This window comes from uncultured Pseudomonas sp. (assembly GCF_913774235.1).
In the GTDB taxonomy this organism is placed as follows: Bacteria; Pseudomonadota; Gammaproteobacteria; order Pseudomonadales; family Pseudomonadaceae; genus Chryseomonas.
This window is the reverse complement of record NZ_CAJYDW010000006.1, coordinates 77184-101189: the sequence shown is the minus strand read 5'-3', so window position 1 is coordinate 101189 and position 24006 is coordinate 77184. Positions and strand designations below refer to the sequence as shown.

Genomic DNA, 24006 nt, shown 5'->3' with positions numbered 1-24006 from the left:
TCTTGCGGAGCAACCAAGATGGTCGATCAGCAGGATGACGATCGCCGTGACAGGACTGGCCTTGCACTGTGCCAGTCCTGCGCACGCTGGGCTGTCACTTGCCGTGGGCCTTGATCCAGCGGTTGAGCTGATCGATTTCCTTCTGCTGGGCTTGGATGATGTTCTCGGCCAGCGTGCGCATCTCCGGGTCCTTCCCGTGCTGGAGCTGGTAGCGGGCCATGTCGACGGCGCCTTCGTGGTGGGCCAGCATGCCCTTGGCGAAGGCGAGATCCGGGTCCTTGGCTTTGAGGCCTTCTTCCATGCCCTGGTGCATGGCTTCCATGCTCTTCTGCATGTCCTGGTGGGCCTGGTGGTTGTCCTCGGCGGCATTGACGACGCCACTCGCCAGCAGGGTGAGGGCGAGCAGGGTGGTGGGAAGGACGAAACGCATGGGAGAAGCTCCTGGAAGAAGGTGACGATGCCGAGGCTAGAGCTTGCCCTTAGGGCAAGGTCAACCGCTACGCCTCGCCTACTTGGCGCCTGGCGCCGCAGAAAGGTTTCGCGATGTTTTGTCGCAGCGGGGGAGGCCTAGCGTCGCGTGAAAAAGCTCTGCCGAACAAGGAGTTGGCGTCAAGACTTAGACAAGCGTCGGACAGTTGGGAACCCGTGGCGGTTGTGGTTGCCCGAAGCAACGGCGTAGAATTTTTACTACATTCAATACCAATCCTCCCTACGGCAACTCTCTCGCTCGCGACCCCTTCGTCGCAGGCGGGTAGCGGTTTTGCTCGTGGGTTTTCGTCGTCGGGCCTCAGCAAGGCCGCGATCCACCCACCCGCTCTGGAGTAGAAGATCTTTGATGGATGCTAACGCCGAAGCCCGGAAACCCACTTGGTCCGGTGTCATCGCCTTGGCCCTGGCCGCCTTCATCTTCAACACCACGGAATTCGTCCCGGTGGCGCTGCTCAGCGACATCGGCCGCAGCTTCGACATGCGCGCCTCCCAGGTCGGCCTGATGCTGACCATCTATGCCTGGGTGGTCGCCCTCATGTCCCTGCCGATGATGCTCGCCACCCGCGCCATCGAGCGACGGCGCCTGCTGGTGTTCGTCTTCGTGGTCTTCATCGCCTGCCATGCGCTGTCAGGCGTGGCCTGGAGTTTCGAGGCCCTGGTGGCCAGTCGGGTCGGCATCGCCTTCGCCCACGCGGTGTTCTGGTCGATCACCGCTTCGCTCGCCGTGCGCATCGCCCCGCCCGGCAAGCAGACCCAGGCCCTCGGCCTGCTGGCCACCGGTACCTGTCTGGCCATGGTACTGGGCATTCCCCTCGGGCGGGTGCTGGGTGAGCTGCTCGGCTGGCGCTACACCTTCCTCGCCATCGCCGCGGTGGCCGTGGGCACGGTGATCTGGCTGGCGCGCAACCTGCCGCTGCTGCCCAGCGAGAATTCCGGTTCCCTGGCCAGCCTGCCGGTGCTGTTCAAGCGCCCGGCACTGCTCTGCGTGTACCTGCTCACGGTGCTGGTGGTGACCGCCCATTTCACCGGCTACAGCTATATCGAGCCGTTCGCCATCGAGGTGGCCGGCATGAGCGGCATGATGATCACCGCGCTGTTGCTGCTGTTCGGCGGTTCCGGGGTGATCGGCTCGCTGCTGTTCAGCCGTTACAGCCTGAGATTCCCCAATGGCTTCCTGGTGGTGGCCATCGCCGGCATCGCCCTGTCGCTGCTCCTGCTGCTGCCGTTCGCCTGGAAGGGCTACCTGCTCGAAGGCCTCAGCGTGGTCTGGGGCATCGCCATCATGAGCTTCGGCCTGGCGCTGCAGGCCAAGGTGCTGGCCCTGGCCAAGGACGCTACCGACGTGGCTATGGCGCTGTTCTCCGGCATCTACAACGTCGGCATCGGCGGCGGCGCGTTGCTGGGCAGCGTGGTGGGCACCCATGTCGGTATGCCCTACATCGGCCTCGTCGGTGGTGGCCTGGCGGTGGCTGGCCTGGCCTTCGCGGTGTTCATGACCCGTCGCTACGCCGAGCAGCTCAACGCCAATCCGCTGTGACGCCTTGCCGGCGTCTCGGTCCGTACGAGACGCCTGCGATCACGCGACTCGAGGGTCGCGAACTGTCTACCGAGCCGCGCCCGGCGAGCGTGGAGCGGCCCGGGGCGACGCGCTAAGCTGCCAGGCACCTGGCGCTCCGGCCAGGCCGCCGGATGCGCTTGCCATGAATCGACTGCTGTTCAATCTCTTCGTCTGGACCAAGGTGCCCATCGCCAAGCTCGCCGGGCTGCGCCTGCGCCAACTGGATACGGCCGGCTGCCAGATCCAGGTGACTCTTGGCTGGCTGAACCAGAATCCCTTCAAGAGCATGTTCTGGGCGGTGGAGGGCATGGCGGCGGAGTTCTCCACCGGCATCCTCGCCGACTGGCACATCCGCCGTTCCGGCCAGCGCTACGCCATGCTGGTGGTGGCCTTGAACGCCCGCTTCACCAAGAAGGCGGTGGGCACCCTCGTCTTTCGCTGCGACCAGGGCGAGGCCATCGCCGCTGCCCTGGCGCTCGCCCGGGAGACCGGTGAACCCCAGCAGGTGGAGTTGCGCAGTGTCGGCATCGATGAAAGCGGTGAGCAGGTGGCGGAATTCTTTTTCACCTGGAGCTTCAAGGCGCGGACGCCGCTAGGGACGGCCCAATAGGAGCGACTGTCTTTCTTTATCGCGGCCATGGCGGTCCGCCGATGCGGCCGTTCTAGCTTGGACTATCGCGGCCATGGGCCGCTCCTACAGGAGCATCACTCCCCGTAGGAGCGGCCCATGGCCGCGATCGGTAGCGTGGTCCACGGATAGGGCGCTTCAATGGGTGGATAAGGCTTCGCCGTTATCCACGCTACCCGGCTGATCGCGGCCAAGGCGGTACACCGATGCGGCCGTTCTGGCTTGGACTATCGCGGCCATGGGCCGCTCCTACAGGAGCATCACTCCCCTGTAGGAGCGGCCCATGGCCGCGATCGGTAGCGTGACCGCTGGCGACTTTCCGCTCTGCCTAGCGCCCGAAGCGTCCACCGCGGCGTTCGCCGCGTCCCTGGCGGCGCTCGCCTTTGCCCTTGCCCTGACCCTTTTCCTGGCCGCGGGGTCGGCGGCGGCGTGACAGTTCGCGGGTGATGGCCTCGTTGAGCAGGCTGCGATGCTCTTCACCGCGCGCCAGAGCCGGAAACAGCTCCGGTAGGCTACGCGCCAGGTGCAGATAGGTTTCCACCACGTGCAGGGCGCTTTCCAGGCCGGCGAGATCGGTGCCCAGAGGGATGCGCGGCAGGTCCACCGGTTCGCCCCGCGCGACGCTTCTCAGCCAGCGCTGGGCCTGGCCGCTGGCCGGGCCGTCCAGGCCGCCACGGATCGGGGTGCAGGCGAAGATCCAGCGCAGCTGGAAGTCGATACCGGGCAGGTCGATCAGCTTGATCCACTCCGCCAACTCATCGGGCAGTACCGAGACGAAGGCGTCGCCGTAGTTGATGTTGCGATTGAAGGTCAGCCAGCTGCGCAGCAGGCTGGGCTCCTGCATGAAGTCCGAGAGGGCGCGCAGGTGCTCCAGGCTCGGCCGCACCTGGAACTGGTGCAGGTCCACCGGGTCGTCCGGGCTGTGGAACAGCCGCTTGATGTTGCGCAGCACATGGGGCGCCAGGGCGGTGATCTCGCCCTCGGCATGGTGACCGAAGCGCCCGGCGCGGCCACCGATCTGCTTGACCTCCTGCACCCGCAGCGGCCGATTCTCCACCCCGTCGAATTTCTCGTCGGTGTAGAAGCACAGGGTGTGGGCGGGCAGGTTGAGGCCCATGCCGACCGCGTCGGTGGCGACCATGATCTCGGTCTCGCCTTCGCGGAAGCGTCGCGCCTGTTCGCGGCGCACCTCCGGCGAGAGGGCGCCGTAGACCACCGACACCCGGCGTCCGGCCATTTCCAGCAGGCCCTTGAGTTCCAGCACCACCCGGCGACTGAAGGCCACCAGCAGCGAGCCGGGCTCCAGCCGCTCCAGGGTAGTGCTGTGGCGCGCCACCGTGACCGGCGACAGGCGCTTGGTGGGCCTGATCTCCAGGCGGTCCTCGCACAGCGCGCAGAGGGTGCGCAGCGAGGGCTCGATCAACGCCGGGCCGGTCATCAGCAGGCGCTTGGTCTGGGCGCTGACCAGGGCATCGACCCAGGCCCAGCCGCGTTGTGGGTCGGCCAGCATCTGCACCTCGTCGACCACCACCACCTCCCATTGCTGGCGGCGGAAGCGGGCGAACTCCTCCACGGTGCAGCAGAAGTGGGTGGCGCCTGGGCGGATGATCTCTTCCTCGCCAGTGACCAGGGAGCAGGGCACGCCGAGAGATTCCAGGCGCTCCTGGTTCTCCAGGGCCATCAGCCGCAGGGGGGAAAGATAGATGGCATGGGTGACCGCCGCCATGGCCTCGATGGATCTGTGGGTCTTGCCGCTGTTGGTAGGGCCGAGCAGGGCGACCCAGGTGCGGGTCAGGCGGCGGGCGGGATAATTCTGGTGGTACTGGCCGAAACGCGGGTTATGTTCCAGCAGCACGGCGAAGGCCATCTTCTCGCGCTGCTGCTCCACCGACTGGCGCAGGGCCCGGCGCAACTTGTCGTGCTCCAGGCGCAGCAACTCCTGCAGACGGGGGATGCCCAGTTGGTGCAGGTCGAAGTCCAGGCTGTCAGCTTCATTGACCAGCACGGCGAAGCGCGCGCGCAGTTCCTGCTCCGCCTCGGTCTTGAGCGCCAGGACATCGGCCTCGCTGAGCAGCCGGCCCTGGTTGGCCGCCAGGCGCCGGGGAATCTCCAGGCGAATGTCGTCGTGGACCAGCACCACGCTGAATCTCAGCTCATGGCGGACTTCGTTGAGGATGTCCGTCACCCGCGGCAGGAAGTCGTCCAGGCGGATCAACGCCTGGGGGACCCGCTCCAGCACGCGCTGGCGATCCTCTTCCGCCATCTCGCCGAAGGGCTGCTGCAACACCTTGAGGCGCTCACGCACGGCCTCACCCAGCCGCTGCTGGACGACCGCCGCGAAGGTGGCGGCCGAGTCGCTATCGTCCAGGCTCAGCGCCCAATGAGCGTCGAGCAACTCACTCGCCGCACCACCGGTGAAGAGCTTGGGGCTGCCGAAGACGTCCACGGGATAGCCGAAGGTCTTGCCGGCACCGAGCAGGGCTTGGCCGAGCAGGCTGTCGGGATCGGGCGCGCTGCCGGCGGCTACCGCGGCGGTTTCGTCGAGGCCCAGCCAGAAGGCCTTGGCGATCCGTCCCAGGTGCGGCAAGGGATAGCCGGCGTAGGGTTTGATCCACAGTTCCTGGTGCTGTTGCTTGGCGACGAAGGCCGGATGGGTACGGCTGGCCCAGTCGAGGAAACGCTGCAGGCGGTCGAGACGGCGTTGCTTGCGGAGGCGGTGATCGCTCATGCGGGAGGAGGCTTTCCTGGGGGCTATAGGGCATGGGACCCCGGCCGGGGCGCCGGGGTCACGGCCGGGCGCACCATTCGGCAGACCGGGGGCACCGCGGCTGCGTTGACGCAGTCTCCATCATGAGCATGGCGTTCGTCACTCGCTCTTCTTCTTTCGTTCTGGATCACACGCACTCATGACTTTTCTCGTCTGGGTCGGGGTGCTGGGATCGCTGTTGATGATCCTAGCCCTGACCTCCGCTTACCTGCGCTGGCTGCCGGTGACCACCTCGGTGGTCTGCCTGGGCTTCGGCATGCTTATCAGCCCCATCGGCCTGGGGCTGGCCGAGGTCAATTTTCAGCAGTCGGCGACCTGGATCGGCCATCTCACCGAAGTGGCGGTGCTCTTCTCGCTGTTCGTCAGCGGCCTCAAGCTGCGGCTGTCGTTCCATCGTTCATCCTGGCATGGCGCCTATCTGCTGGCCGGGCCGGTGATGATCCTCAGCATCGCCGGGGTCTGCCTGGTCGCCCATTACCTGCTGGGCCTACCCTGGGGCGTGGCGCTGCTGATCGGCGCCATTCTCGCGCCCACCGATCCGGTGCTGGCCGGGCTGGTGCAGGTCAACCACGCCCAGGATTTCGACCGGGTGCGCTTCGGCCTCTCCGGTGAGGCAGGGCTCAACGACGGCACCGCCTTTCCCTTCGTGCTGCTCGGCCTGCTGCTCTTGCAGCACGGCGAACTCCAGTGGGGCTGGACCCTGGAGTGGTTTCTCAAGAACGTGGTCTGGGGCGTGCCGGCGGGCCTGCTGCTGGGCTATGTCATGGGCAAGGGGGTGGGCCGCTTGATGATCTACCTGCGCACCCGCCATGGCGACAGCACCATCTCGCCCAACGATTTCCTCGCCCTGGCGCTGATCGCTCTGTCCTATGTGCTGGCCGACGAGATCGGCGCCTTCGGCTTTCTCGCGGTGTTCGCCGCCGGCCTGGGCCTGCGCCAGGCCGAGGTGCAGACCTCCGGCCATGCGGAAACGCCTTCCGAGCACCTGGCGCAGCCGGTGATCGGGCATCTCACCGGAGCGCCGGAGCGCGCCACCGTGGCCAATGCCGAAGACCTCGAAGAACCGCGCATGGCCGCCGGGGTGATGATGGGCGACATGCTCGCCTTCGGCAGCCTGGTGGAGCGCTCCTTCGAGGTGCTGCTGGTGACCCTGCTCGGCGTGGTGCTCATCACCCACTGGGACAGCCGCGCGCTGCTGTTAGGCGCCTTGCTGTTCGTGGTGATCCGCCCGCTGGGGGTGTCTACCGTGCTGCCCTTCACCCGTATCGATCGCCACCAGGGGGCGCTGATCGGCTGGTTCGGCATCCGCGGCATCGGTAGCCTGTATTATCTGTGCTACGCGCTCACGCACCAGGTCACGGCCGACTGGGCCGGGACCATCGTCGACCTGACCCTGTCGGTGGTCGCCCTGAGCATCGCGGTCCATGGCGTGTCCATCCAACCGCTGCTCGACCGCTACGAGCGCCTCACCAACCGTCGCGAGGACTCGGCGAGACCCTGAACCGGCCCTTGCGCCCTGAATGACGGAGGACGCATGTACCACGGCGAACGGCTCAATGCCTGGACCCATCTCATCGGCGCCCTACTGGCCCTGGCCGGTGCCATCACCCTGGTGGTGCTGGCCAGCCTGCAGGGCGATCCCTGGCGCATCGTCAGCGTCACCATCTATGGGGTGGCGCTGGTGATCCTCTACAGCGTGTCCACCCTCTATCACAGCGTGAAGGGGCGGGCGAAACGCCTGCTACAGAAGCTCGATCACCTGTCGATCTACTTGCTCATCGCCGGCAGCTACACACCCTTTTGCCTGGTGACCCTGCGCGGCCCCTGGGGCTGGACGCTGTTCGGCATCGTCTGGGGGCTGGCGCTGATCGGCATGCTGCAGGAGATCAAGCCGCGCTCCGAGGCGCGCGTCCTGTCGCTGGTGATCTACGCCACCATGGGCTGGATCGTGCTGGTGGCGGTCGGGCCGCTCAAGGCCCAGTTGGGAGAGGCCGGCTTCGCTTGGCTGGTGGCGGGCGGGGTGCTCTACACCGTCGGCATCCTGTTCTTCGTCTTCGACGACCGCTTCCGCCACTGGCACGGCATCTGGCATGGCTTCGTCATGGCCGGCAGCGCCCTGCATTTCGTCGCCATCCTGAGGTACGTGCTGCCCGCGCGCTGAGCCGGGCGTGAGGGATGCATCACAGATGGGAAGGCCATTGGCCAGCTCCGCCGAACCTCTCGGCGACTGGCCCGCTCAGAGCTAGACGATCTACCCCTGCGTTGCCTCCCCAGAACGAAGAAGAAGAGGAAGGTGAAACGTGTTCCTCCGTCCCAGATTTGTCGTTTTGCTCTTGGTCCTCGCCTGTACCGCCTGCCAGGAAAAGGACGCCAAGACCGTCGCGGCGCCGGTCAAGAAGGAAGCCAGCTTCGAACAGCGCGGCAAGGCGTCCTTCTATGCACGCAAGTTCCATGGCAAGGAAACCGCCAGCGGTGAGACCTTCAACAACAACGAGCTGGTCGCCGCCCACAAGACCCTGCCACTTGGCACCCGGGTCAAGGTAACAAACCTGGAGAACGATCGCGCCGTTATCGTGCGTATCAACGACCGCGGCCCCTATATCCGCGGGCGCATCATCGATCTTTCCCGTGCTGCTGCGCGGCGGGTGGACATGGTCGAGGATGGCACCACCCCGGTGAAGGTGGAAAAGCTGGAGTAGGGCGTTCAGGCGGACCAGATGGCCTGGTCCTTGCCCTGGTGCTTGGCGAGGTAGAGCCCCTCATCGGCGTGCTTGAGCAATTCGGCCAGCGGAGTTTGCGGGTGCAGCCGCACCACACCGGCGCTGAAGGTGATCTGCGGCTGTTCCATCTGCCTCAGGCGCGTACGCAACTCGCCGAGCAATTCCGTCACGCGCTGATCCGACAAGCCTTGCGCCAGCAAACCGAACTCCTCGCCACCCAGTCGCCCGGAGGTGAGCGCGGAATCGAGGGTGCTCATCGTCCTGGCCACCAGTCTGAGCACCTCGTCTCCCGTGTGATGCCCGTGCTGATCGTTGATGCTCTTGAAGTTATCGATGTCGAGCATGATGAAATGCCCGGCGCTCTGGTGGCTGGTGCCCAGCGCGGCTTCCACCGCCTGCAGCAACTTGCGGCGATTGGCGATGCCCGTCAGCTCATCGGTCTCCGAGAGCAGGCGGTAACGCTCCTTGAGCAGGAAGGTCCGGCGCATCCAGTGGCTGTTGACGGCGTTGTAGGCGATACCGATGGCCAGGGCGGCGCCGATCAGAATCCAGACCAGTTGCCAGGGCATGGTTTCCGGTGCCAGGCGATCCTCCCCGATGAAGAGGATGAACCAAGAACCGGCAATGATGAGGAGATAGCCGGACATGCGAAAGATGAGGCCGCAGGTGCTCAGGGTGATCAGCAGGGCGACGGGAAGATTCCAATAGAGGCCAAGAGGGCCTGAATCATCGATCTGGATCCGAAAGGCAAAGGCAATCGACCAGACATTGATGGTGAAGGCGAGGATCATCATGCCGGCGCTGCGGGCCAGGCCAAATAGGATACTGGCGGCCAGTAGCGCACTGACGCTCACCAGCAGCGTCATGATGCCCAGGTAGCGCAGTTGGTAGGGGTTGGCGATGAGCGGATTGCTCAGCAGGCTCAGGGGCCAGATCGTCAGCAGTAGCGGCTGTAGCAGGAGCAGAGGAAGCTTCAGGAGTCGCCTGGCGTGGTGATCGTAGCGAAATTCTTCGTCCATGAACGTCTCTAGGTAGCCAAGCGCGGATGCGTTGAGGGGCCTGGAGAAGTTTGTCGGCTATCGCTGCCAATACTTTAGCGGCTATGGGCTATCACTGTCCTCTTCCCAGCCCTCTGGATCGGGGCTCTAGGTGCGTCTCACAGGCGCCTGAGCCAAGGCGATTCGCTCAGCGCGAAGGCGAAGGACTAGCCGTTCCAGACCACCTGGTTCCGGCCTCTACGCTTGGCCCGATAAAGACACTCGTCCGTGCGGCGCAGAAGCTCGTTGAGCGACACCTCTGGGGTAAGTTGCATCACGCCGGCGCTGAAGGTGATGCCCAGCGGGGCGGCGTTCATCAGGCGCTTGCGCAAGTCGACCAGCAGCCGGTCCACCTCGGCTGCGTCCAGTCCGGTGATCAGCAGGCCGAATTCCTCCCCGCCCAGCCGCCCGCCCTGCAGGGCCGGATGCAGTTGGCCGATCTCCCGGGCAATGGCGATCAGCACCTCGTCACCGACCTGGTGGCCGTGCCTGTCGTTGATCGCCTTGAAATGGTCGATGTCGAGCATGACGAAATGGTCAGGCGACGTGCGCTGGGCAGCCCGTGCCGTTTCCATTAGCTGCAACAGCCGGCGCCGATTGGCGATCCCGGTCAGTTCGTCGGTTTCCGCGAGGAGGCGATAGCGCTCCTTGAGCCTGAACGTCCGCCGCATCCACTTGCTGTTGGCATGGTTGTAGGCGATGCCGATGGCCAAGGCCGCGGCGATCAGCAACCAGACCAACTGCCTGGGCATGGCCGCGGGCGCCAACTGCTCCTGACCGGCCAGGAGGATGACGCCGGCGCCGGTCAGGGTGGTCAAATAGTGGGAAAGGCGATAGGTCATGCCGCAGGTGCCCAGAATGACGATCAGGACGATGGGCAGGTTCCAGTAATGACCCACCGCGCCGCCATCGTGGATCTCGAGGCGAAAGGCGAGGGCGAGCGCCCAGATGTTACCGGTGAAGGTCAGACTCATCATGCGTGAACTGCGCGCCACGCTGAGCAGCGCGCTGATCGCCAGCAACAGCAGCATCATGAGGTAGTAGCGCGTCTGGTAGGGGCTGTCGATCAGGGGATTGATCCACAGACTCAGGGGCCACGTGGCCAGCATCAAGGGCTGCAAGAAGAGTAGGGGAGTACGCAGGACGCGTCTGACATGCTGCTCGTAACGCGTTTCGTCGTCCATAACGTCTCTGACTGGGAAGCGGGCCGCTGGGTGACTGGCGAATCGGGTGAGAGGCCCGGCCGGGGCGTTACTTTAATGGCCAGGGGCTATTACTCAAAGGGGAGAGTCGTGCAATCGCGCGTTTTAGAGCGGTTGGAACGGGAGGTGTCGGTGTATGGGTGGCTTCGCGGGGCACTGTATCTGTTCGGGACCACCCGGCAGGGCCAAGAATCTCGATTCAACCCGTCCCCCAGGTACCACCATGCACCTCGCCATCCTCACCTTCGACGGCTTCAATGAACTGGATTCCCTGATCGCCCTGGGCATCCTCAATCGCATCAGGCGCCCGGACTGGCGAGTCTCCCTGATGGCGCCCACGCCCTGGGTGACCTCCATGAATGGCGTCCGCTTGGAACGTCAGGCCGGCTTCGACGAACTGGCGGACTGCACCGCTGTTCTGGTGGGGAGTGGCAGCCGTACCCGAGAATTCGCTCAGGACCAGGCGTTGCTGAAGCAGTTGTCAGTACTCGATCCCAAGCGTCAGCTGATCGGTGCCCAGTGTTCCGGCACCCTGCTGCTGGCCCGGCTCGGCCTGCTCGACGGGGTCCCCGGCTGCACCGATCTCACCACCAAGCCCTGGGTGCAGGAGGCCGGCATCGAGGTGCTGGAACAGCCCTTCTTCGCCCGCGGCAACCTGGCCACGGCCGGTGGCTGCCTGGCGTCCAGCTACCTCGCCGCCTGGGCTATCGCCCGCCTGGTAGGCCGCGAGGCCGCGGCTGAGGCCCTGCACTACGTGGCACCGGTAGGGGAAAAGGAAGACTATGTGCAGCGGGCGCTTGGCAATATCGACCCCTATCTCAGCTACTCACCCCTGGAGGTCGCCTCGGCATGCTGAAAGTTCTTGGCCGCATCTCTTCGATCAATGTCCGCAAGGTGCTCTGGTGCCTCGACGAACTGGGCCTGGGCTATGAGCGCGAGGACTGGGGCGCCGGCTTTCGCTCGGCGCAGTCCGCCGAATACCTGCGGTGGAATCCCAATGGCCAGATCCCGGTGCTGCTGGACGGCGATTTCGTGCTCTGGGAATCCAACAGCATCCTGCGCTACCTGGCCAATGCCCATGGCGGCGAGGCGCTCTATCCCACCGCACCGCGCGCCCGGGCGCGGGTCGATCAGTGGCTGGACTGGCAGGCCTGCGAACTCAATCCGGCCTGGAGCTACGCCTATCTGGCGCTGGTCAAGCAGCAGCCAGCGGAACCCGATCCGCAGCGCCTGGCGGAGGGGATCGCCGCCTGGAACGGCCGGGTCGCCATTCTGGAAGCCCACCTGGCGCAGCACGGCCCCTATGTGGCCGGCGAGTTCAGCCTGGCCGACATCGCCCTGGGTCTGTCGCTGCACCGCTGGCGCAGCACCCCAATGGAGCGCATTGCCGCGCCGGCCATCGAGGCCTATCTCGAACGGTTGGGCACGCGACCGGCCTGGGCCTGCTATGCGAGCGATGCCACGCCCTGAGCAGGGGAATCGGAGCGAGAAAGACAGCAGGGTGTTTCGAGACAGGTTGGAGGGTAGGAGTTACCTGGAAGGGTAGGCACTTGTAGCGAACTGCCGGAGTCCTGTACGGGCTCCGGCAGTGATGGCAGGCGGAAGCCGCGGCGTACCTCTATTGCGCGAGCTTCGAATCCCGCACGCCTCCCTTGCCTTCGCTTTCCGGTACCAGGGTCAGCTTGGCGCCACCGACGAAAACGCCCAGCTTGATCGATTGCCGGACGTAGTAGTTCTGGCCCGCCTTGGCATCCAGATCGAGAGTGTTCTCCCCGAATTCGGATTCGGTGGCCAATACATGGTGACCTGGAGTAATGAGTCGATAGAAGTAGGTATGGGGGGCGGTTTCGCCAATCGTCTGGCCGTCGATCTTCACCGTCTTCTTCAGGGAGCCGCCGAGCGAGGAGTCCCGGAATATATAGAGGCCCGCTTGGTTTTGCGGCGGAGCGGTGAAGGTTTTCAGCGCCTGGTCCTTTTCCGGTGACTCCATCGGAACAGAGGCACAACCGGTCAGCAGTGCCAGGCCCAGGGCCGCCGAACCCAACAGCAATTTTTTCAGCATAGGTACTCTTCCTGAGTATGAACATGGCGACGCTCCGTCGAGCGTCGGGCCACGTTTTAGCCTTGCTGCCAGGCGTCGAACAAGCGGTCGCCGGAATACCGGCGCCATCTGTATGACGAGCGGTAGCCCACTGGGCAGATAGGTCGCCGATGGAAGGTTCTCTAGCAAGGGCTTTCCATCGGCCTTCCGGTCAGGCGAAAACGAAATACTTGCGTACCGTCTCGACCACTTCCCAGGTGCCCTTCATGCCGGGTTCGACGACGAAGATGTCGCCGGCTTTAAGGTGGATGGGCTCCTGGCCATCGGGAGTGATGATGCAGTAGCCCTCCTGGAAGTGGCAGTACTCCCACTTCAGGTAGTCGACGCGCCACTTGCCGGGGGTGCAGATCCAGGTGCCCATGATCTTGCTGCCGTCATCGGAGGTGTAGGCATTGAGGTTGACGGTATGGGGCTCGCCCTCGATGCGCTCCCATTTGCAGGCATCGACCACGGGCAAGGGTTGGGTGTCGCGCAGAACGGTGATGGGCGGGTTGGCCATGGCGGCTCTCCTGGTGATGGAAGCCGCCAAGGGTGAAGGGTCGCCCCGAAGCTGAGTTGTCCAGGGTCGACGTCTATCAGCGCGTTTGCGCTGTCCGGCCGACTAGCGCTCCACCTGCCGATTCCAGCGGGCGTTCCATTGCGGCCGCACCTTGTTGACCTCGTCCCAGTCGATGGTCACGGCGGTCTTCAGGTAGTTCTGCATGGCCTCCACCTGGCCGCGGGTCTTGTCGGTGGTTGGGGTGTTGGGGTTCGACGGGATCTGGTCGCCCAGTTCCAGCGCCGGCGCCTGGGCCTCGGGGGTCAGCAGGTACTCCGCCAGTTGCTGGGCCAGCTCCGGCTGATCGTTGTTGGCGGTCACGCATTCGGCGACGTTGAGCACCACGGCGCCTTCCTTGGGCGGCGCGTATTCCACCGGGATACCCTTGAGCTTGAGCGCGGTGACCTGAGTGGGCGTCAGTGGGAACAATGCCGCCTCGTCGGTCTGCACCATCTCCGAGAGCTTGGCCGAGCTGGGGATGTACTCCAGCACATTGGGGCCGACGGTGGTGGGCCAGGCCTTGAAGCCGGGGTCGACGTCCTGCTCGGTGCCGCCCTTGAGGCGGTTGAACATCAGGAAGCCATGCAGGCCGAAGGTGGACGAGGACAGCGACTGGAACACCACCTTGCCCTTGTACTTGGGATCGGCCAGGTCCGCCCAGGAGGTCGGCGCCGCCCAGCCCTTGTCCTTGAACAGCCGGCTGTTGTAGGCGAGACCGGTCACCCCCAGGCTGACGGCGGCCGCCTGGTCCTTGATCTTGGCCTTCTCGGGGATCTGCGCCAGGGACGCGCTGGGCTTGAGCGGGCTGCACAGATTCATGCCGATGGCGCGATACATGATGCCGTCGTCGAGGAACATCACGTGGATCGGCGGCTTCTGCGGGCTGGCCTGGACCTTGGCGAGGATATCCGCCGAGGTGCCGGGCACGATCACCACCTTGACGTTGTGCGCCTTCTCGAAGGCGGGCAGCACGCTGTCGGCATAGAGGCGCTCCATGGTGCCGCCATTCATGCCGAGGTAGAGCGTCGGTTCGGCCAGGGCGGCCAGGGGCAGGCCGGTGAGGGCCACGAGCAGGGCAGGGGTCAGGCGCATGGTTGGGAACTCCTGGGCTGGGAAGGGAAACGGGCGATGGAAAAGGCTTGCAGGCTGTGCCGGGGCGTGCCCTGCAGGATGCACTCGGCCAGGGCTTCGCCAGCCGCCGGCCCGATCTGGAAGCCCGCGCCGGCAAAGCCGAAGCCGTGCAGCAGGCCGGGGGTGGTGAGACTGGGGCCGAGCACCGGCTGGTGATCCGGCAGATAGCCCTCGACGCCGCTCCAGGTGCGGATGGCCTGGGCACCGCTGAGGGCCGGATAGAGTTCGGTGGCGTTTCTGAGGATGTCGAGGATGGCCAACTGGCCGGGGCGGGCGCGGTCGGCGTCGAGAGCGAAGCCGCGCCCGCCGCCCAATACGCAATTGCCCCGCGCCACCTGGCGGGCATAGATGCCGCCGCCTTCCACGCCGGTGCTGGCGGTCATGAACAAGGGTAGCGGTTCGGTCACCAGCATGGCCGGATGGGCGGCGGTAAGAGGGACGGGCTCGCCGAAGCGGGCGGCCAGCTCCGCCGCCCAGGCGCCCGCGCAATTGAGCAGCCAGGGGGCGCTCAAGGTCAGGCCACTGGCGGTGCGGATCTGGAAGCGCTGGCCAGCGTGCTCGACCTTGGTCACGGCGGTCCGCTCGAAGACCTGGGCACCGGCACGGGCGGCCGCCTGGGCGAAGGCCGGCGAGACCAGCCGCGGATTGGCGTGGCCGTCCTCCGGGCAAAAGGAGGCGCCCACGGCGATGTCGCCGACCCAGGGAAAGCGCCGGCGCAATTCGCTCCGGTCGAGCAGTTGCAGATCAAGGTCGAAGCCCTGACTGGCCTGGGCATAGGCCTGCAGGGAGGCGAAGTCGGTGTCGCTGCGGGCCAGCTTGAGGTGGCCGGATCTGAGGTATTCGCCATCGGTACCCAGCAGGTCCTGCAGACTGCCCCAGATCTGATGGGCACGACTGGACAGCGGCAGCTGTACCAGCGGCCGCCCCTGGCGGCGCACCCCGCCATAGTTGACGCCACTGGCCTGGGCGCCGCAGAAGTTGCGTTCCAGCAGGGCGACGCGCTGGCCGCCCTGGGCGAGGAACAGCGCCGCGCTGCTGCCGACGATGCCGCCGCCGATGATCAGGACATCCACGTCCAGCCGGCTCATGGTGCCAGCTCCACGCCAAAGGGCAACGGCTTGATCGGCGCCTGGGCGCGCAACCGGCCGATCTGGTCCAGCGGGCGGCCACTGGCGCAGGCGATCAACTCGGCCGCTGCCGCGCCACAGATCCGGCCCTGGCAGCGCCCCATGCCGACCCGGCAGGTGGCCTTCACCCTGTTGATTTCCCAATGACCCTGGGCCACGGCGGCGCGGATCTCGCCGGCGCTGATCTGCTCGCAACGGCAGACTGTGACTTCGTCCGGCGCCTTGGCCGCCCAGTCGGCGGGAAAGGGAAAGGCGCGCTCCAGGCCCTGGCGAAAGACCTCGAAGCGCGCCAGGCGCCCTTGCAGGGTTTCGACTCGCGCCGCGTCCACCGCCACACCGCGATCTGCCAGCAGACTCAGGGCCGCCAGCTCGCCGGCCAGTTCGGCGGCGTCGGCGCCCTGGATACCGGCACCGTCGCCGGCCAGGTAGACCCCGGCCTGGCTGCTGCGCCCGCCGGCATCGCGGACCGGCAACCAGGCGCGATTAAGGGGATTCCAGGCAAAGTCACAGCCCAGCAGATCGGCCAGCTGGGTTTCGCTGCGCAGCGTCTGGCCGAAGCCCAGGGCGTCGCACGCCAGCCGGTGCTCCTCGCCATCGGCGGCGCGCCAGCGCACGGAGTGCACCCGACGTTCGCCTTCGACCGCCAGGAGCTCGGCGCTCTGGTGCACGGGTACGCCGTGCAGCGCCAGCCAGCTGCGGTAGTAGAGGCCCTTGGCGAAGGTGGCCGGTTGGCCGAACAGGGCGGGGGTAGCCGCGGCCTGGTCGCGGAAGGGCGCGCTGTCCAGCACCGCCAGCGGCTTGGCCCCGGCCTTGGCGTATTGATAGGCCACCAGATAGAGCAGCGGTCCCGTACCGGCCAGCACCGGGCGGCCGCCGATGGCGCAGCCCTGGAACTTGAGCGCCACCTGGGCCGCGCCCAGGCTGTAGACGCCCGGCAGGGTCCAGCCCGGTACCGGCAGGATGCGGTCGGTGGCGCCGGTGGCGACGATCACCTGGTCGAAGGCCAGGCGATCGACAGTGCGGCCCTGGCTCAGGGTATCCAGGGCGCGTGCTTCGGCATTCCACACCAGGGTGTCGGGTCGATAGTCCAGCTGTGCCTGCACGGCTTCCAGCGCGCCGTGCAGCGCCTGGGCCTTGCCGGCTTCGAAGCCGTACAGCGCCTTGCTCGGCCGCCGGAAATTGCCCGGTTGCTGGCGATAGATCTGGCCGCCGCCGCGGGCGCTTTCGTCCAGCAGCACCGGCGCAAGGCCATGGGCGACCAGCGTCTGGGCCGCGCGAATGCCCGCCGGTCCGGCGCCCACCACCACGACGGCGCTCACAGCGGCCGCCCCGGATCGCGGCTGACCTGCTGGCCCGCTTCGAGAAAGGTGGCGCAGGCGCGCACCCGGCGACCGTCGGCCAGGCGCACCCAGCAGTCCTGGCAGGCGCCCATCAGGCAGAAACCGGCGCGGGGTTCGCCGCCGAAGTCGCTACCGCGCAGGTGATCGCTCTGGGTGAGGATGGCGGTGAGCAGGGTATCGCCCTGCAGGCCCTCGGCCGGCTGGCCGTCGAGGGTGAAGGCCAGGGTCGGGCGGTCGCGTTCGGCCACCCGCTTGAGCAGTGCCATGGAGGGGTCTCGGCTGTTCATTGTTTGCCCACCAGCACGCGATCCAGGCCATAGATGCGGTCGAGCAGGATCATGGTGGCCGCGGTGAGAGCGATCACCAGGGCCGATACCGCCGCCATCATCGGGTCGATGGATTCGGTGGCGTAGACGTACATTCGCACCGGCAGGGTCTGGGTCGCCGGGGAGGTGACGAAGATCGACAGGGTCACCTCGTCGAAACTGTTGATGAAGGCCAGCAGCCAGCCGCCGGCAACGCCTGGCAGGATCATTGGCAGGGTGATGCGGCAGAACAGCGTGGTGCGACTGGCGCCCAGGCTCTCGGCGGCCTGCTCGGCGCTACGGTCGATGCCGATGGCGGCGGCGATCACCAGGCGCAGCACATAGGGGGTGATCACCACCACGTGGGCCAGCACCAGCCAGCTGAAGCTGCCGTTCACCCCCAGCAGGGCGAACAGCCGCAGCATGGCCACGCCCAGCACCAGGTGCGGGATGATGATCGGCGAGAGGAACAGGCCGTTGAGAAAGCCCTGGCCGGGAAAGCGGTAGCGGGTGATGGCCAGCCCCGCCGGCACCGCGATCAGCGTTGCCATGGTGGCCGAGAGAGCGGCCAACTGCAGACTGTTGTAGAAGGCGGTGAGGAAGTCCGCCCGCTCGAAGACGGCGGCGAACCAGCGCAGCGAGAAGCCGGCGGTGGGCAGGCTGAGGGTGTTCTCCGGGGTGAAGGCAACCAGGCAGACCACCACTAGCGGCGCCAGCATGAAGACCATCACCAGGGTATGGAAGGCGAGCCCGAGCGGGCCGTTGCGGGTCATGGCTTCAGACTCCCAGGGCACGTTTGTAGCGGCGTTCCACCAGGCGATTCCAGCCCAGCATCACCAGCAGGTTGAGCAGCAGCAGGGCCACCGCCAGGGTGGCGCCCATCGGCCAGTTGAGTTCGGCCAGGTACTGGTCGTAGATCAGGGTGGCGACCATCTTCAACCGGCGTCCGCCGAGCAGACCGGGGATGGCGAAGGAACTGGCGGCCAGGCCGAAGACGATCAGCGTGCCGGAGAGCACCCCGGGCATCACCTGGGGCAAGACGATGCGGCGGAGCACCGTCCAGTGACTGGCGCCGAGGGACAGCGCGGCCTGTTCGGCGGCAGGATCGAGTTTCTGCAGCGAGGTCCACACCGGGATGATCATGAAGGGCAGCATCACGTGGACCAGGCCGACGACTACCGCGAAGGGGGTGTAGAGCAGCTTCAGCGGTCGCCCGCCCAGGGCCATGATGGCCTGGTTGACCAGCCCATCGGCGCCCAGCAGCAGACTCCAACCGAAGGCGCGCACCACCACCGAGATCAGCAGCGGCGTCAGCACCAGGATCAGGAAGATGGAGCGCCAGGGCGCGCCCATGCGGCTGAGGACGATGGCCTCCGGCACCCCGATCAGCACGCAGAGCAGGGTGACCAGGGCACTGATCCAGAAGGTGCGCAGGAAGATCTCGTAGTAGTAAGGGTCGCTCAGTAGCGCCAGGTAATGGGCCAGGGTGTAACTGCCTTCCTTCACCCCGGTCTCGTAGTCGAAGACGTTGAACGACAGCACCACGGTGAGCGCCAGGGGTAACACCAACAGTGCGGCGAACAGCACCAGGGCCGGGGCGCTGAGCAGATAGGCACGACCGGTGCCGCGCAGCAGGGTGCTCATGCCGCCGCCTCCGTAGCTTCCAGCCGACGCAGCAGACCGTCGTCCCAGTGCAGTCCAACGTCCTGGCCCTCGTCCAGCGGTGGCTGGCCGTCGTTGCTGCGCAATACCGACAGCTCGCCGAGGGTGGTCTCCAGGCGATACAGCCATTGGCTACCAAGGAAGAAGCGGGTCAGCACCCGTCCCTGCAGCCGACCCTCGCCGACGGGGCGCAGCTCGATCTTTTCCGGCCGCAGCGAGATCGCCAAAGCGCCACCAGCGGCGATCTGCGGCCGGCCCTGGGCATCCAGGCTGCCCGGCAGCAAATTGGCCTTGCCGACGAAGTCGGAGATGAATCTGTTGCGCGGGTGTTCGTAGAGGCGATAGGGCGCATCCACCTGGGTGATACGCCCGGCTTCCATCACCACCACCCGGTCGCTGATGGACAGCGCCTCGGACTGGTCGTGGGTCACCATCAGGGTGGTGATGCCGACTTCGCGCTGGATGCGGCGGATCTCGAACTGCATCTCCTCGCGCAGATGGGCGTCCAGGTTGGACAGCGGCTCGTCCAAGAGCAGTACCGGCGGCGCTATCACCAGCGCCCGCGCCAGGGCCACCCGCTGGCGCTGGCCACCGGACAATTCGCGCGGATAGCGCTCGGCATGCTGGCCCAGGTGCACCAGGCCGAGGGCCTCCTCGACGCGGCGCGCCAGCTCGGCGCCCGCCACCTTGCGCATGCGCAGGCCGAAGGCGACGTTGTCGCGCACCGTCATGTGCGGAAACAGCGCATAGCTCTGGAAGACCACCCCGAGACCACGGCTGGCCGGTTTGGCGTGGGTGATGTCCTGGCCGTCGAGCAGGATGCGTCCGCTGCTGACGTCGACGAAGCCGGCGATCATCTGCAGGGTGGTGGTCTTGCCACAGCCGGAGGGGCCGAGCAGGGAGACGAATTCGCCGCGCTCGATGGCCAGGGTCGAACCGGCCACCGCATAGGTCTCGCCGTAGCGCTTGCTGAGATTGTCGAGAGTCAGGAAAGCCATGGCCGCAATGCTCCTCCGGTCGCGCCCACGCAGACGGCGGGCAGGGTTTGGGCAGGGCGAAAGACAGCCTGGAACTGGACGTTGGCGCTCGCTCGACTTGGCGGCGTCCGGTGATTGTGAGTATCGCCCTATGGACCCGAAGGTAAGGGCGATCTAGGATGCCGGACAAGCGAGTTTTTCACTGATCGAACTATTTTTCTGAATTTATTCACTCAGTGAAATTTAAAGGAATTATCGAGATGGAAAATTCCACAGAGAGCAAGGCCGCCTCAGGCGAAGCAGGCGTCGGCGCCATTAGCCGGGTGTTCGCCGTGGTGCGCGCCCTGGGTGAGGGCGATCCCGAAGGCGAGAAGGTCACCCGCCTGGCCGAGCGCGTGGGGCTGTCGCAACCCACCACCCACCGGCTGCTGCGCGGTCTGGTGGAGGAGGGCATGGTGGAGCAGTGCGCCCGCAGCAAGAGATACCGCCTGAGCCTGGACTTCTTCGCCCTGGCGGCCCGCGCCGGCCAGGTCGGCAACCTGCGCGACCTGGCGCGGCCGAGTCTGCTGCGGCTGTCGGCGTCCCTGGGCGATTCGCTGTTCCTGCTGGCGCGCAGCGGCTTCGACGCCATGTGCCTGGATCGCAGCGAGGGGCCCTATCCGATCCGCACCTTCACCGGCGACATCGGCGGCCGCGTGCCCCTGGGTGGCGGCCAGGGCGCCCTGGCGATCCTGGCCTTCCTGCCCGAGGAAGAACGCGAAGAGGTGATCCGCTACAACCTGCCGCGCCTGCGCGACGCCCATCACTACGATGAGGTGCTGCTGCGCGCCGAAATCGATAACGTCCGCCGCCTGGGCTACGCCGCGCGCAACACCGGGGTGCTGGAAGGCATGGCGGGCCTTGCCGTCCCTATCCTTGACCGCAACGGCCGGGCGGTGGCGGCGCTGAGCGTGGGCACCCTGAGCGAACGCCTCAACGCCCAGCGCCTGCCCACGGTGATCGAATTGCTCAAGCGCGAGGCCGGGGTGATCGCCGCGCGCATCAACCCCTTCGATCCAGTCTTGCGCCGGCCGACCCAGGGTTTTGGTTAAAAACTCTTAGAACAGCGGACCAGAGCGGGTGTTATTGCCTTTGGCCAAGCGGTCGTAGAGCACCACATTGACAGTGGCCGCGAGATTCATGCAGCCCTGGGTGGGGATGTACACCACGTCCTCGCACCAGTCGCGCAGCTCCTGGCTCAGCGAACCGTCCTCGGCACCGAACAGATAGAGCGCACGGTCGGGATGGGTGTACTCGGGCAACGGCCGGGCACCGTCCACCAACTCCACCGCCACCGGCACGCAGCCCAGCGGCAGGATGCGGCGCAGGTCGTCGATGTTGATCAGCGGGATGTCCTGGTGGACCTTCTTGGTGTCGGTGACGAAATCCTTGGCGCGGTCGTAGCGGGTGCCGGTATAGAACACCGAGGCTACCCCGTAGCAGCCAGCCGCCCTCATGATGGACCCGACATTGGACGGCGACTTGGGGTTGCTCAGGCCGATGCAGGCGTATCTCTTGTTGCTCACGTCAGGAGACTCTCGGGAAAACCGCCAGTATAAAGGCTCGATCACGGCTAAAACCGACTAAGATGCGCGCCCGCGTCTCCAGCCCCGAGCCCCTGCGATGTCCGCCACCGCCCTCTATACCGACCTGTCGGCCTACTACGACCTGCTTTGCGCCGACATCGACTACCAGGCTCAGAGCCAGGCGGTGCTGCGGCTGCAGCGGCTGTTCGGCAACGGCGGCAGCCGTCACCTGGACCTCGCCTGTGGCACCGGCCCCCATGTGCGGCACTTTCTCGATGCCGGCTTCCAGAGCAGCGGGCTGGACCTCAATCCACCGATGCTCGCCCAGGCCGCACTGCGCTGCCCGGAGGCCGAATTCTCCTGCCAGGACATGTGCGCCTTCGAATTGGAGCAGCCGGTCGATCTGATCACCTGCTTTCTCTACTCCCTGCACTACAGCGCTAGCCTCGCACGGCTCCAGGCCTGTCTGGAGTATGTTTACGCGGCCCTGACCCCAGGCGGCCTGTTCTGCTTCAATGCCGTCGACAAGCGCCGCATCGACAATGGCTCCAGCGTCGGCCACAGCGTCGCGCGGGCCGATGGCCACTTCAGCTTCGCCTCCGCCTGGCACTACCCGGGCGAGGGCGAGCACCAGCAACTCCGCCTGCGCATCGAACGCCGCCACGCCGGCCAGCAGCAGACTTGGCAGGACGAGCACCCCATGGTGGCGGTGGACTTCCCTGAATTGCTGGCCCTGCTGGAGCCGCACTTCGAGGTCCAGGTACTGGAGCACGACTACCAGCGCATCGAACCCTGGGCCGGCGAGGCCGGTAATGCCCTGTTCGTCTGCGTCAGGCGCTAGTGGGCATGAGCATGCATCCCGCCGTCCACCGCAATGACACCGCCGGTGAGGTAGCGCGCCAACGGTGAGGCAAGAAAGGCCACCACGTGTCCTACGTCTTCCGGCTCGCCGAAATAGCCGATGGGAATGTGCCGGGCGATAAAGGCCTGGCGCGCCTCCGGCGTCGGATGCAGCCGCTGCAGGATCTGCTCGGAGTTGATCCGCCCGGGCGCAATGGTATTGACCGTGATGCCTTCGGCCGCCAACTGGCTCGCCAGACCCTTGGACCAGAACTGGAGCGCCGCCTTGGCCGCGCCGGCCGCGTTGATCTCGCGGGGCTCCATGCTGCCGCTGAAATTCACGATCCGTCCCCAGCGTCTTTCGCGCATTCCACCCAGCAGCGCCTGGGTCAGGCGGCGGGTCGCGGTGAAGTTGAGATTCCAGGCTTCGTCCCAGGCCGCATCATCCGCGGTTACCGAAAGCGGTCTTGTGCCGCCGGCGTTATTGACCAGGATATCCACCCGGCCCAGCCCTTCCTCGGCTTCCCGCGCCAGACGCTGGACATCTTCGGCATTGGTGATGTCCGCCGCGATCACCAGCGGCCGGGCATGACCCGCCGCCACGATCTCCTCGGCCAGGCCCTCCAGAGCGTCCAGCCGCCGCGCGGTGATTGCCAGCCTAACGCCTTCGGCCGCCAGGACGCGGGCGATGCCCGTGCCTATGCCCACGCTGGCGCCGGTGATCAGCGCGGTACGCTCGTGCAGTTGCAGATCCATGTTCGATTCTCCACTTCAGGATCGGTAGGGTGGAAAACGGCGCAGCCTTTTCCACGCGTTTGGCTGAGCGCAGCGAAGCCCGACAGGACCGTCGCCACTCAGTACACCCCTAGCCTCACCCAGCACCCAGATGAGATAAACGCTGCTCCAGTGTTGGGATTCCTCATCCGGAGTGTGGAATGGATCTGCTCGACAGCATGCAGGTGTTCGTCGCCATAGTGGAGCGCGGCAGCCTGGCCGCTGCGGCCCAGGCGCAGGGTATCTCGCCGACCATGGCCGGCAATCACCTGCGCAGCCTGGAAAAGCGCCTGGGTCTGCAGTTGCTGGTGCGCACCACCCGGCGCCAGCGCCTGACCGCCTTTGGCGAGGGCTACTACGCCCGCTGCCGCGAGATCCTTGCCCTGGTCGCCGACACCGACCGCCAGGTCGAAACCCAGCGCCTGGCGCCCGCTGGCATCCTGCGCGTGTCAGCGCCGGTGTCCTTCGGCACCTACGGCCTTACGCCTCGACTGGGCGACTATCTGGCGCGGCATCCGCAGGTCACCCTCGATCTGGTACTGAGCGACCGGGTTCAGGATCTGGTGGAGGAGGGCATCGATATCGCCATCCGCATCGGCGAACTGGACGACTCCTCCCTGGTGGCGCGCCCTTTGGCACCCTATGTCCTGTGGTGCTGCGCTGCGCCGGATTATCTCGCCCGACGCGGCACGCCCGAACATCTTGCCGACCTGGAAGCCCATGACTGCCTCGGCATGGACCCCCGCGCCCTGGCCCAGTGGCGCGCCCAGACCGGCGCCACCTTCGGCCGTCTGTCACCCGGCCGCCTGCACCTCGCCAACGGCCCCGCCCTGCGCCTGGCCGCCCTGCAAGGCCTCGGCATCATCCTCCAGCCGGCTTTCCTGCTGCAGGACGACGTCGCCGCCGGCCGTTTGGTGCGTCTCTTCCAAGGCCAAGAACTTACTCGGCCGCTGAGTGCGCTCTACCCCCAGACGAGATGGCGCTCGGTGACGGTGAGAAGTTTCGTAGAGTTTCTGCTGGCAGAGTTCGCCCCGTAACGTGGAAAACGGCGCAACCTTTCCACTGATCCACCCAGGCAAGATCCCAAGACCCACGTGGACAAGCTTCGCGTTGTCCACCCTACCGCCCAGGCCCCGTAGCGTGGAAAACGGCGCAACCTTTCCACTGATCCACCCACGCCTGACCCAAGCCCCCGCGTGGACAAGCTTCGCGTTGTCCACCCTACCGCCCAGGTCCCGTAGCGTG

General features: G+C 66.2%; 25 protein-coding genes. 10 read left to right on the top strand and 15 right to left on the bottom strand.

Annotated elements, in window-relative coordinates:
• Window positions 1-94: 94 nt before the first annotated feature.
• A complete protein-coding gene (locus QZ471_RS05615; protein WP_295461621.1) occupies window positions 95-430 on the bottom strand; it encodes a DUF305 domain-containing protein in 336 nt (111 codons plus the stop codon).
• Between the two features lie 405 nt (window positions 431-835).
• Here QZ471_RS05615 and QZ471_RS05610 point away from each other — a divergent pair, with 405 nt between their 5' ends.
• The gene (locus QZ471_RS05610; protein WP_295461619.1) at window positions 836-2026 is read left to right on the top strand and encodes a sugar transporter; all 1191 of its coding nucleotides are present in this window, start codon (window positions 836-838) and stop codon (window positions 2024-2026) included.
• A gap of 163 nt (window positions 2027-2189) precedes the next feature.
• Complete coding sequence (locus QZ471_RS05605) at window positions 2190-2657, top strand: DUF4442 domain-containing protein (RefSeq protein ID WP_295461617.1); 468 nt, start codon at window positions 2190-2192, stop codon at window positions 2655-2657.
• Between the two features lie 346 nt (window positions 2658-3003).
• Here QZ471_RS05605 and QZ471_RS05600 read toward each other — a convergent pair whose 3' ends face one another.
• On the bottom strand, window positions 3004-5403 hold the full coding sequence (locus QZ471_RS05600; RefSeq protein WP_295461615.1) for a DEAD/DEAH box helicase: 2400 nt from the start codon (window positions 5401-5403) through the stop codon (window positions 3004-3006).
• 178 nt (window positions 5404-5581) lie between these two features.
• Between QZ471_RS05600 and QZ471_RS05595 the strand changes: the two genes are divergently transcribed.
• The 3 genes from QZ471_RS05595 to QZ471_RS05585 all read left to right on the top strand — a co-directional run bounded on the left by QZ471_RS05595 (window position 5582) and on the right by QZ471_RS05585 (window position 8141).
• Window positions 5582-6943 (top strand): cation:proton antiporter, encoded by a 1362-nt coding sequence (locus QZ471_RS05595; protein WP_295461613.1) that lies wholly within the window; start codon window positions 5582-5584, stop codon window positions 6941-6943.
• Window positions 6944-6976: 33 nt separating this feature from the next.
• Complete coding sequence (locus QZ471_RS05590; RefSeq protein WP_295461611.1) at window positions 6977-7603, top strand: hemolysin III family protein; 627 nt, start codon at window positions 6977-6979, stop codon at window positions 7601-7603.
• A 139-nt stretch (window positions 7604-7742) separates the two neighbouring features.
• Entirely contained in the window at window positions 7743-8141 is a 399-nt protein-coding gene (locus tag QZ471_RS05585) for a septal ring lytic transglycosylase RlpA family protein (RefSeq protein WP_295461609.1), read from the top strand.
• 5 nt (window positions 8142-8146) lie between these two features.
• On the opposite strand, the gene QZ471_RS05580 is transcribed toward QZ471_RS05585, so the two are convergent.
• Both QZ471_RS05580 and QZ471_RS05575 read right to left on the bottom strand, forming a co-directional pair.
• Window positions 8147-9181, bottom strand: coding sequence for a GGDEF domain-containing protein (locus QZ471_RS05580; RefSeq protein WP_295461607.1), 1035 nt, complete (start codon window positions 9179-9181; stop codon window positions 8147-8149).
• 185 nt (window positions 9182-9366) lie between these two features.
• Entirely contained in the window at window positions 9367-10308 is a 942-nt protein-coding gene (locus QZ471_RS05575) for a GGDEF domain-containing protein (RefSeq protein WP_295461605.1), read from the bottom strand.
• A gap of 316 nt (window positions 10309-10624) precedes the next feature.
• Here QZ471_RS05575 and QZ471_RS05570 point away from each other — a divergent pair, with 316 nt between their 5' ends.
• Together QZ471_RS05570 and QZ471_RS05565 are read left to right on the top strand one after the other, a co-directional pair.
• Window positions 10625-11257 (top strand): DJ-1/PfpI family protein, encoded by a 633-nt coding sequence (locus QZ471_RS05570; protein ID WP_295461604.1) that lies wholly within the window; start codon window positions 10625-10627, stop codon window positions 11255-11257.
• On the top strand, window positions 11251-11871 hold the full coding sequence (locus tag QZ471_RS05565; RefSeq protein WP_295461602.1) for a glutathione S-transferase family protein: 621 nt from the start codon (window positions 11251-11253) through the stop codon (window positions 11869-11871). The genes QZ471_RS05570 and QZ471_RS05565 overlap by 7 nt, the downstream gene beginning before the upstream one ends.
• 148 nt (window positions 11872-12019) lie before the next feature.
• Here QZ471_RS05565 and QZ471_RS05560 read toward each other — a convergent pair whose 3' ends face one another.
• The 9 genes from QZ471_RS05560 to QZ471_RS05520 all read right to left on the bottom strand — a co-directional run bounded on the left by QZ471_RS05560 (window position 12020) and on the right by QZ471_RS05520 (window position 19603).
• The gene (locus QZ471_RS05560; protein ID WP_295461600.1) at window positions 12020-12463 is read right to left on the bottom strand and encodes a DUF2846 domain-containing protein; all 444 of its coding nucleotides are present in this window, start codon (window positions 12461-12463) and stop codon (window positions 12020-12022) included.
• A gap of 190 nt (window positions 12464-12653) precedes the next feature.
• Window positions 12654-13001 (bottom strand): cupin domain-containing protein, encoded by a 348-nt coding sequence (locus tag QZ471_RS05555; RefSeq protein WP_295461598.1) that lies wholly within the window; start codon window positions 12999-13001, stop codon window positions 12654-12656.
• A gap of 102 nt (window positions 13002-13103) precedes the next feature.
• Window positions 13104-14132 (bottom strand): ABC transporter substrate-binding protein, encoded by a 1029-nt coding sequence (locus QZ471_RS05550; RefSeq protein WP_295461596.1) that lies wholly within the window; start codon window positions 14130-14132, stop codon window positions 13104-13106.
• Window positions 14123-15259 carry an FAD-binding oxidoreductase gene (locus QZ471_RS05545; protein ID WP_295461594.1) on the bottom strand — a complete coding sequence of 379 codons (1137 nt, stop codon included), beginning with the start codon at window positions 15257-15259 and terminating at the stop codon, window positions 14123-14125. Before QZ471_RS05545 ends, QZ471_RS05550 begins: the two co-directional genes overlap by 10 nt.
• Complete coding sequence (locus tag QZ471_RS05540) at window positions 15256-16617, bottom strand: FAD/NAD(P)-binding oxidoreductase (RefSeq protein WP_295461592.1); 1362 nt, start codon at window positions 16615-16617, stop codon at window positions 15256-15258. The genes QZ471_RS05545 and QZ471_RS05540 overlap by 4 nt, the downstream gene beginning before the upstream one ends.
• Complete coding sequence (locus QZ471_RS05535) at window positions 16614-16904, bottom strand: (2Fe-2S)-binding protein (RefSeq protein ID WP_007160508.1); 291 nt, start codon at window positions 16902-16904, stop codon at window positions 16614-16616. Before QZ471_RS05535 ends, QZ471_RS05540 begins: the two co-directional genes overlap by 4 nt.
• Before the next feature lie 17 nt (window positions 16905-16921).
• A complete protein-coding gene (locus QZ471_RS05530) occupies window positions 16922-17716 on the bottom strand; it encodes an ABC transporter permease (RefSeq protein ID WP_295461590.1) in 795 nt (264 codons plus the stop codon).
• A gap of 4 nt (window positions 17717-17720) precedes the next feature.
• A complete protein-coding gene (locus tag QZ471_RS05525) occupies window positions 17721-18587 on the bottom strand; it encodes an ABC transporter permease (protein WP_295461588.1) in 867 nt (288 codons plus the stop codon).
• Entirely contained in the window at window positions 18584-19603 is a 1020-nt protein-coding gene (locus QZ471_RS05520) for an ABC transporter ATP-binding protein (protein ID WP_295461586.1), read from the bottom strand. Before QZ471_RS05520 ends, QZ471_RS05525 begins: the two co-directional genes overlap by 4 nt.
• A 239-nt stretch (window positions 19604-19842) precedes the next feature.
• On the opposite strand from QZ471_RS05520, the gene QZ471_RS05515 reads away from it, so the two are divergent.
• Entirely contained in the window at window positions 19843-20673 is an 831-nt protein-coding gene (locus tag QZ471_RS05515) for an IclR family transcriptional regulator (RefSeq protein WP_058764424.1), read from the top strand.
• A 6-nt stretch (window positions 20674-20679) separates the two neighbouring features.
• Here the strand turns inward: QZ471_RS05515 and QZ471_RS05510 are convergent, their stop codons facing one another.
• The gene (locus QZ471_RS05510; RefSeq protein WP_007160503.1) at window positions 20680-21147 is read right to left on the bottom strand and encodes an RNA methyltransferase; all 468 of its coding nucleotides are present in this window, start codon (window positions 21145-21147) and stop codon (window positions 20680-20682) included.
• Between the two features lie 97 nt (window positions 21148-21244).
• Between QZ471_RS05510 and QZ471_RS05505 the strand changes: the two genes are divergently transcribed.
• Entirely contained in the window at window positions 21245-21988 is a 744-nt protein-coding gene (locus QZ471_RS05505) for a class I SAM-dependent methyltransferase (protein ID WP_295461578.1), read from the top strand.
• Here QZ471_RS05505 and QZ471_RS05500 read toward each other — a convergent pair.
• Complete coding sequence (locus tag QZ471_RS05500) at window positions 21985-22743, bottom strand: SDR family oxidoreductase (RefSeq protein WP_295461576.1); 759 nt, start codon at window positions 22741-22743, stop codon at window positions 21985-21987. The two genes, QZ471_RS05505 and QZ471_RS05500, sit on opposite strands and share 4 nt — an antisense overlap.
• A gap of 179 nt (window positions 22744-22922) precedes the next feature.
• Between QZ471_RS05500 and QZ471_RS05495 the strand changes: the two genes are divergently transcribed.
• On the top strand, window positions 22923-23798 hold the full coding sequence (locus tag QZ471_RS05495; RefSeq protein WP_295461574.1) for a LysR family transcriptional regulator: 876 nt from the start codon (window positions 22923-22925) through the stop codon (window positions 23796-23798).
• Window positions 23799-24006 lie beyond the last annotated feature (208 nt).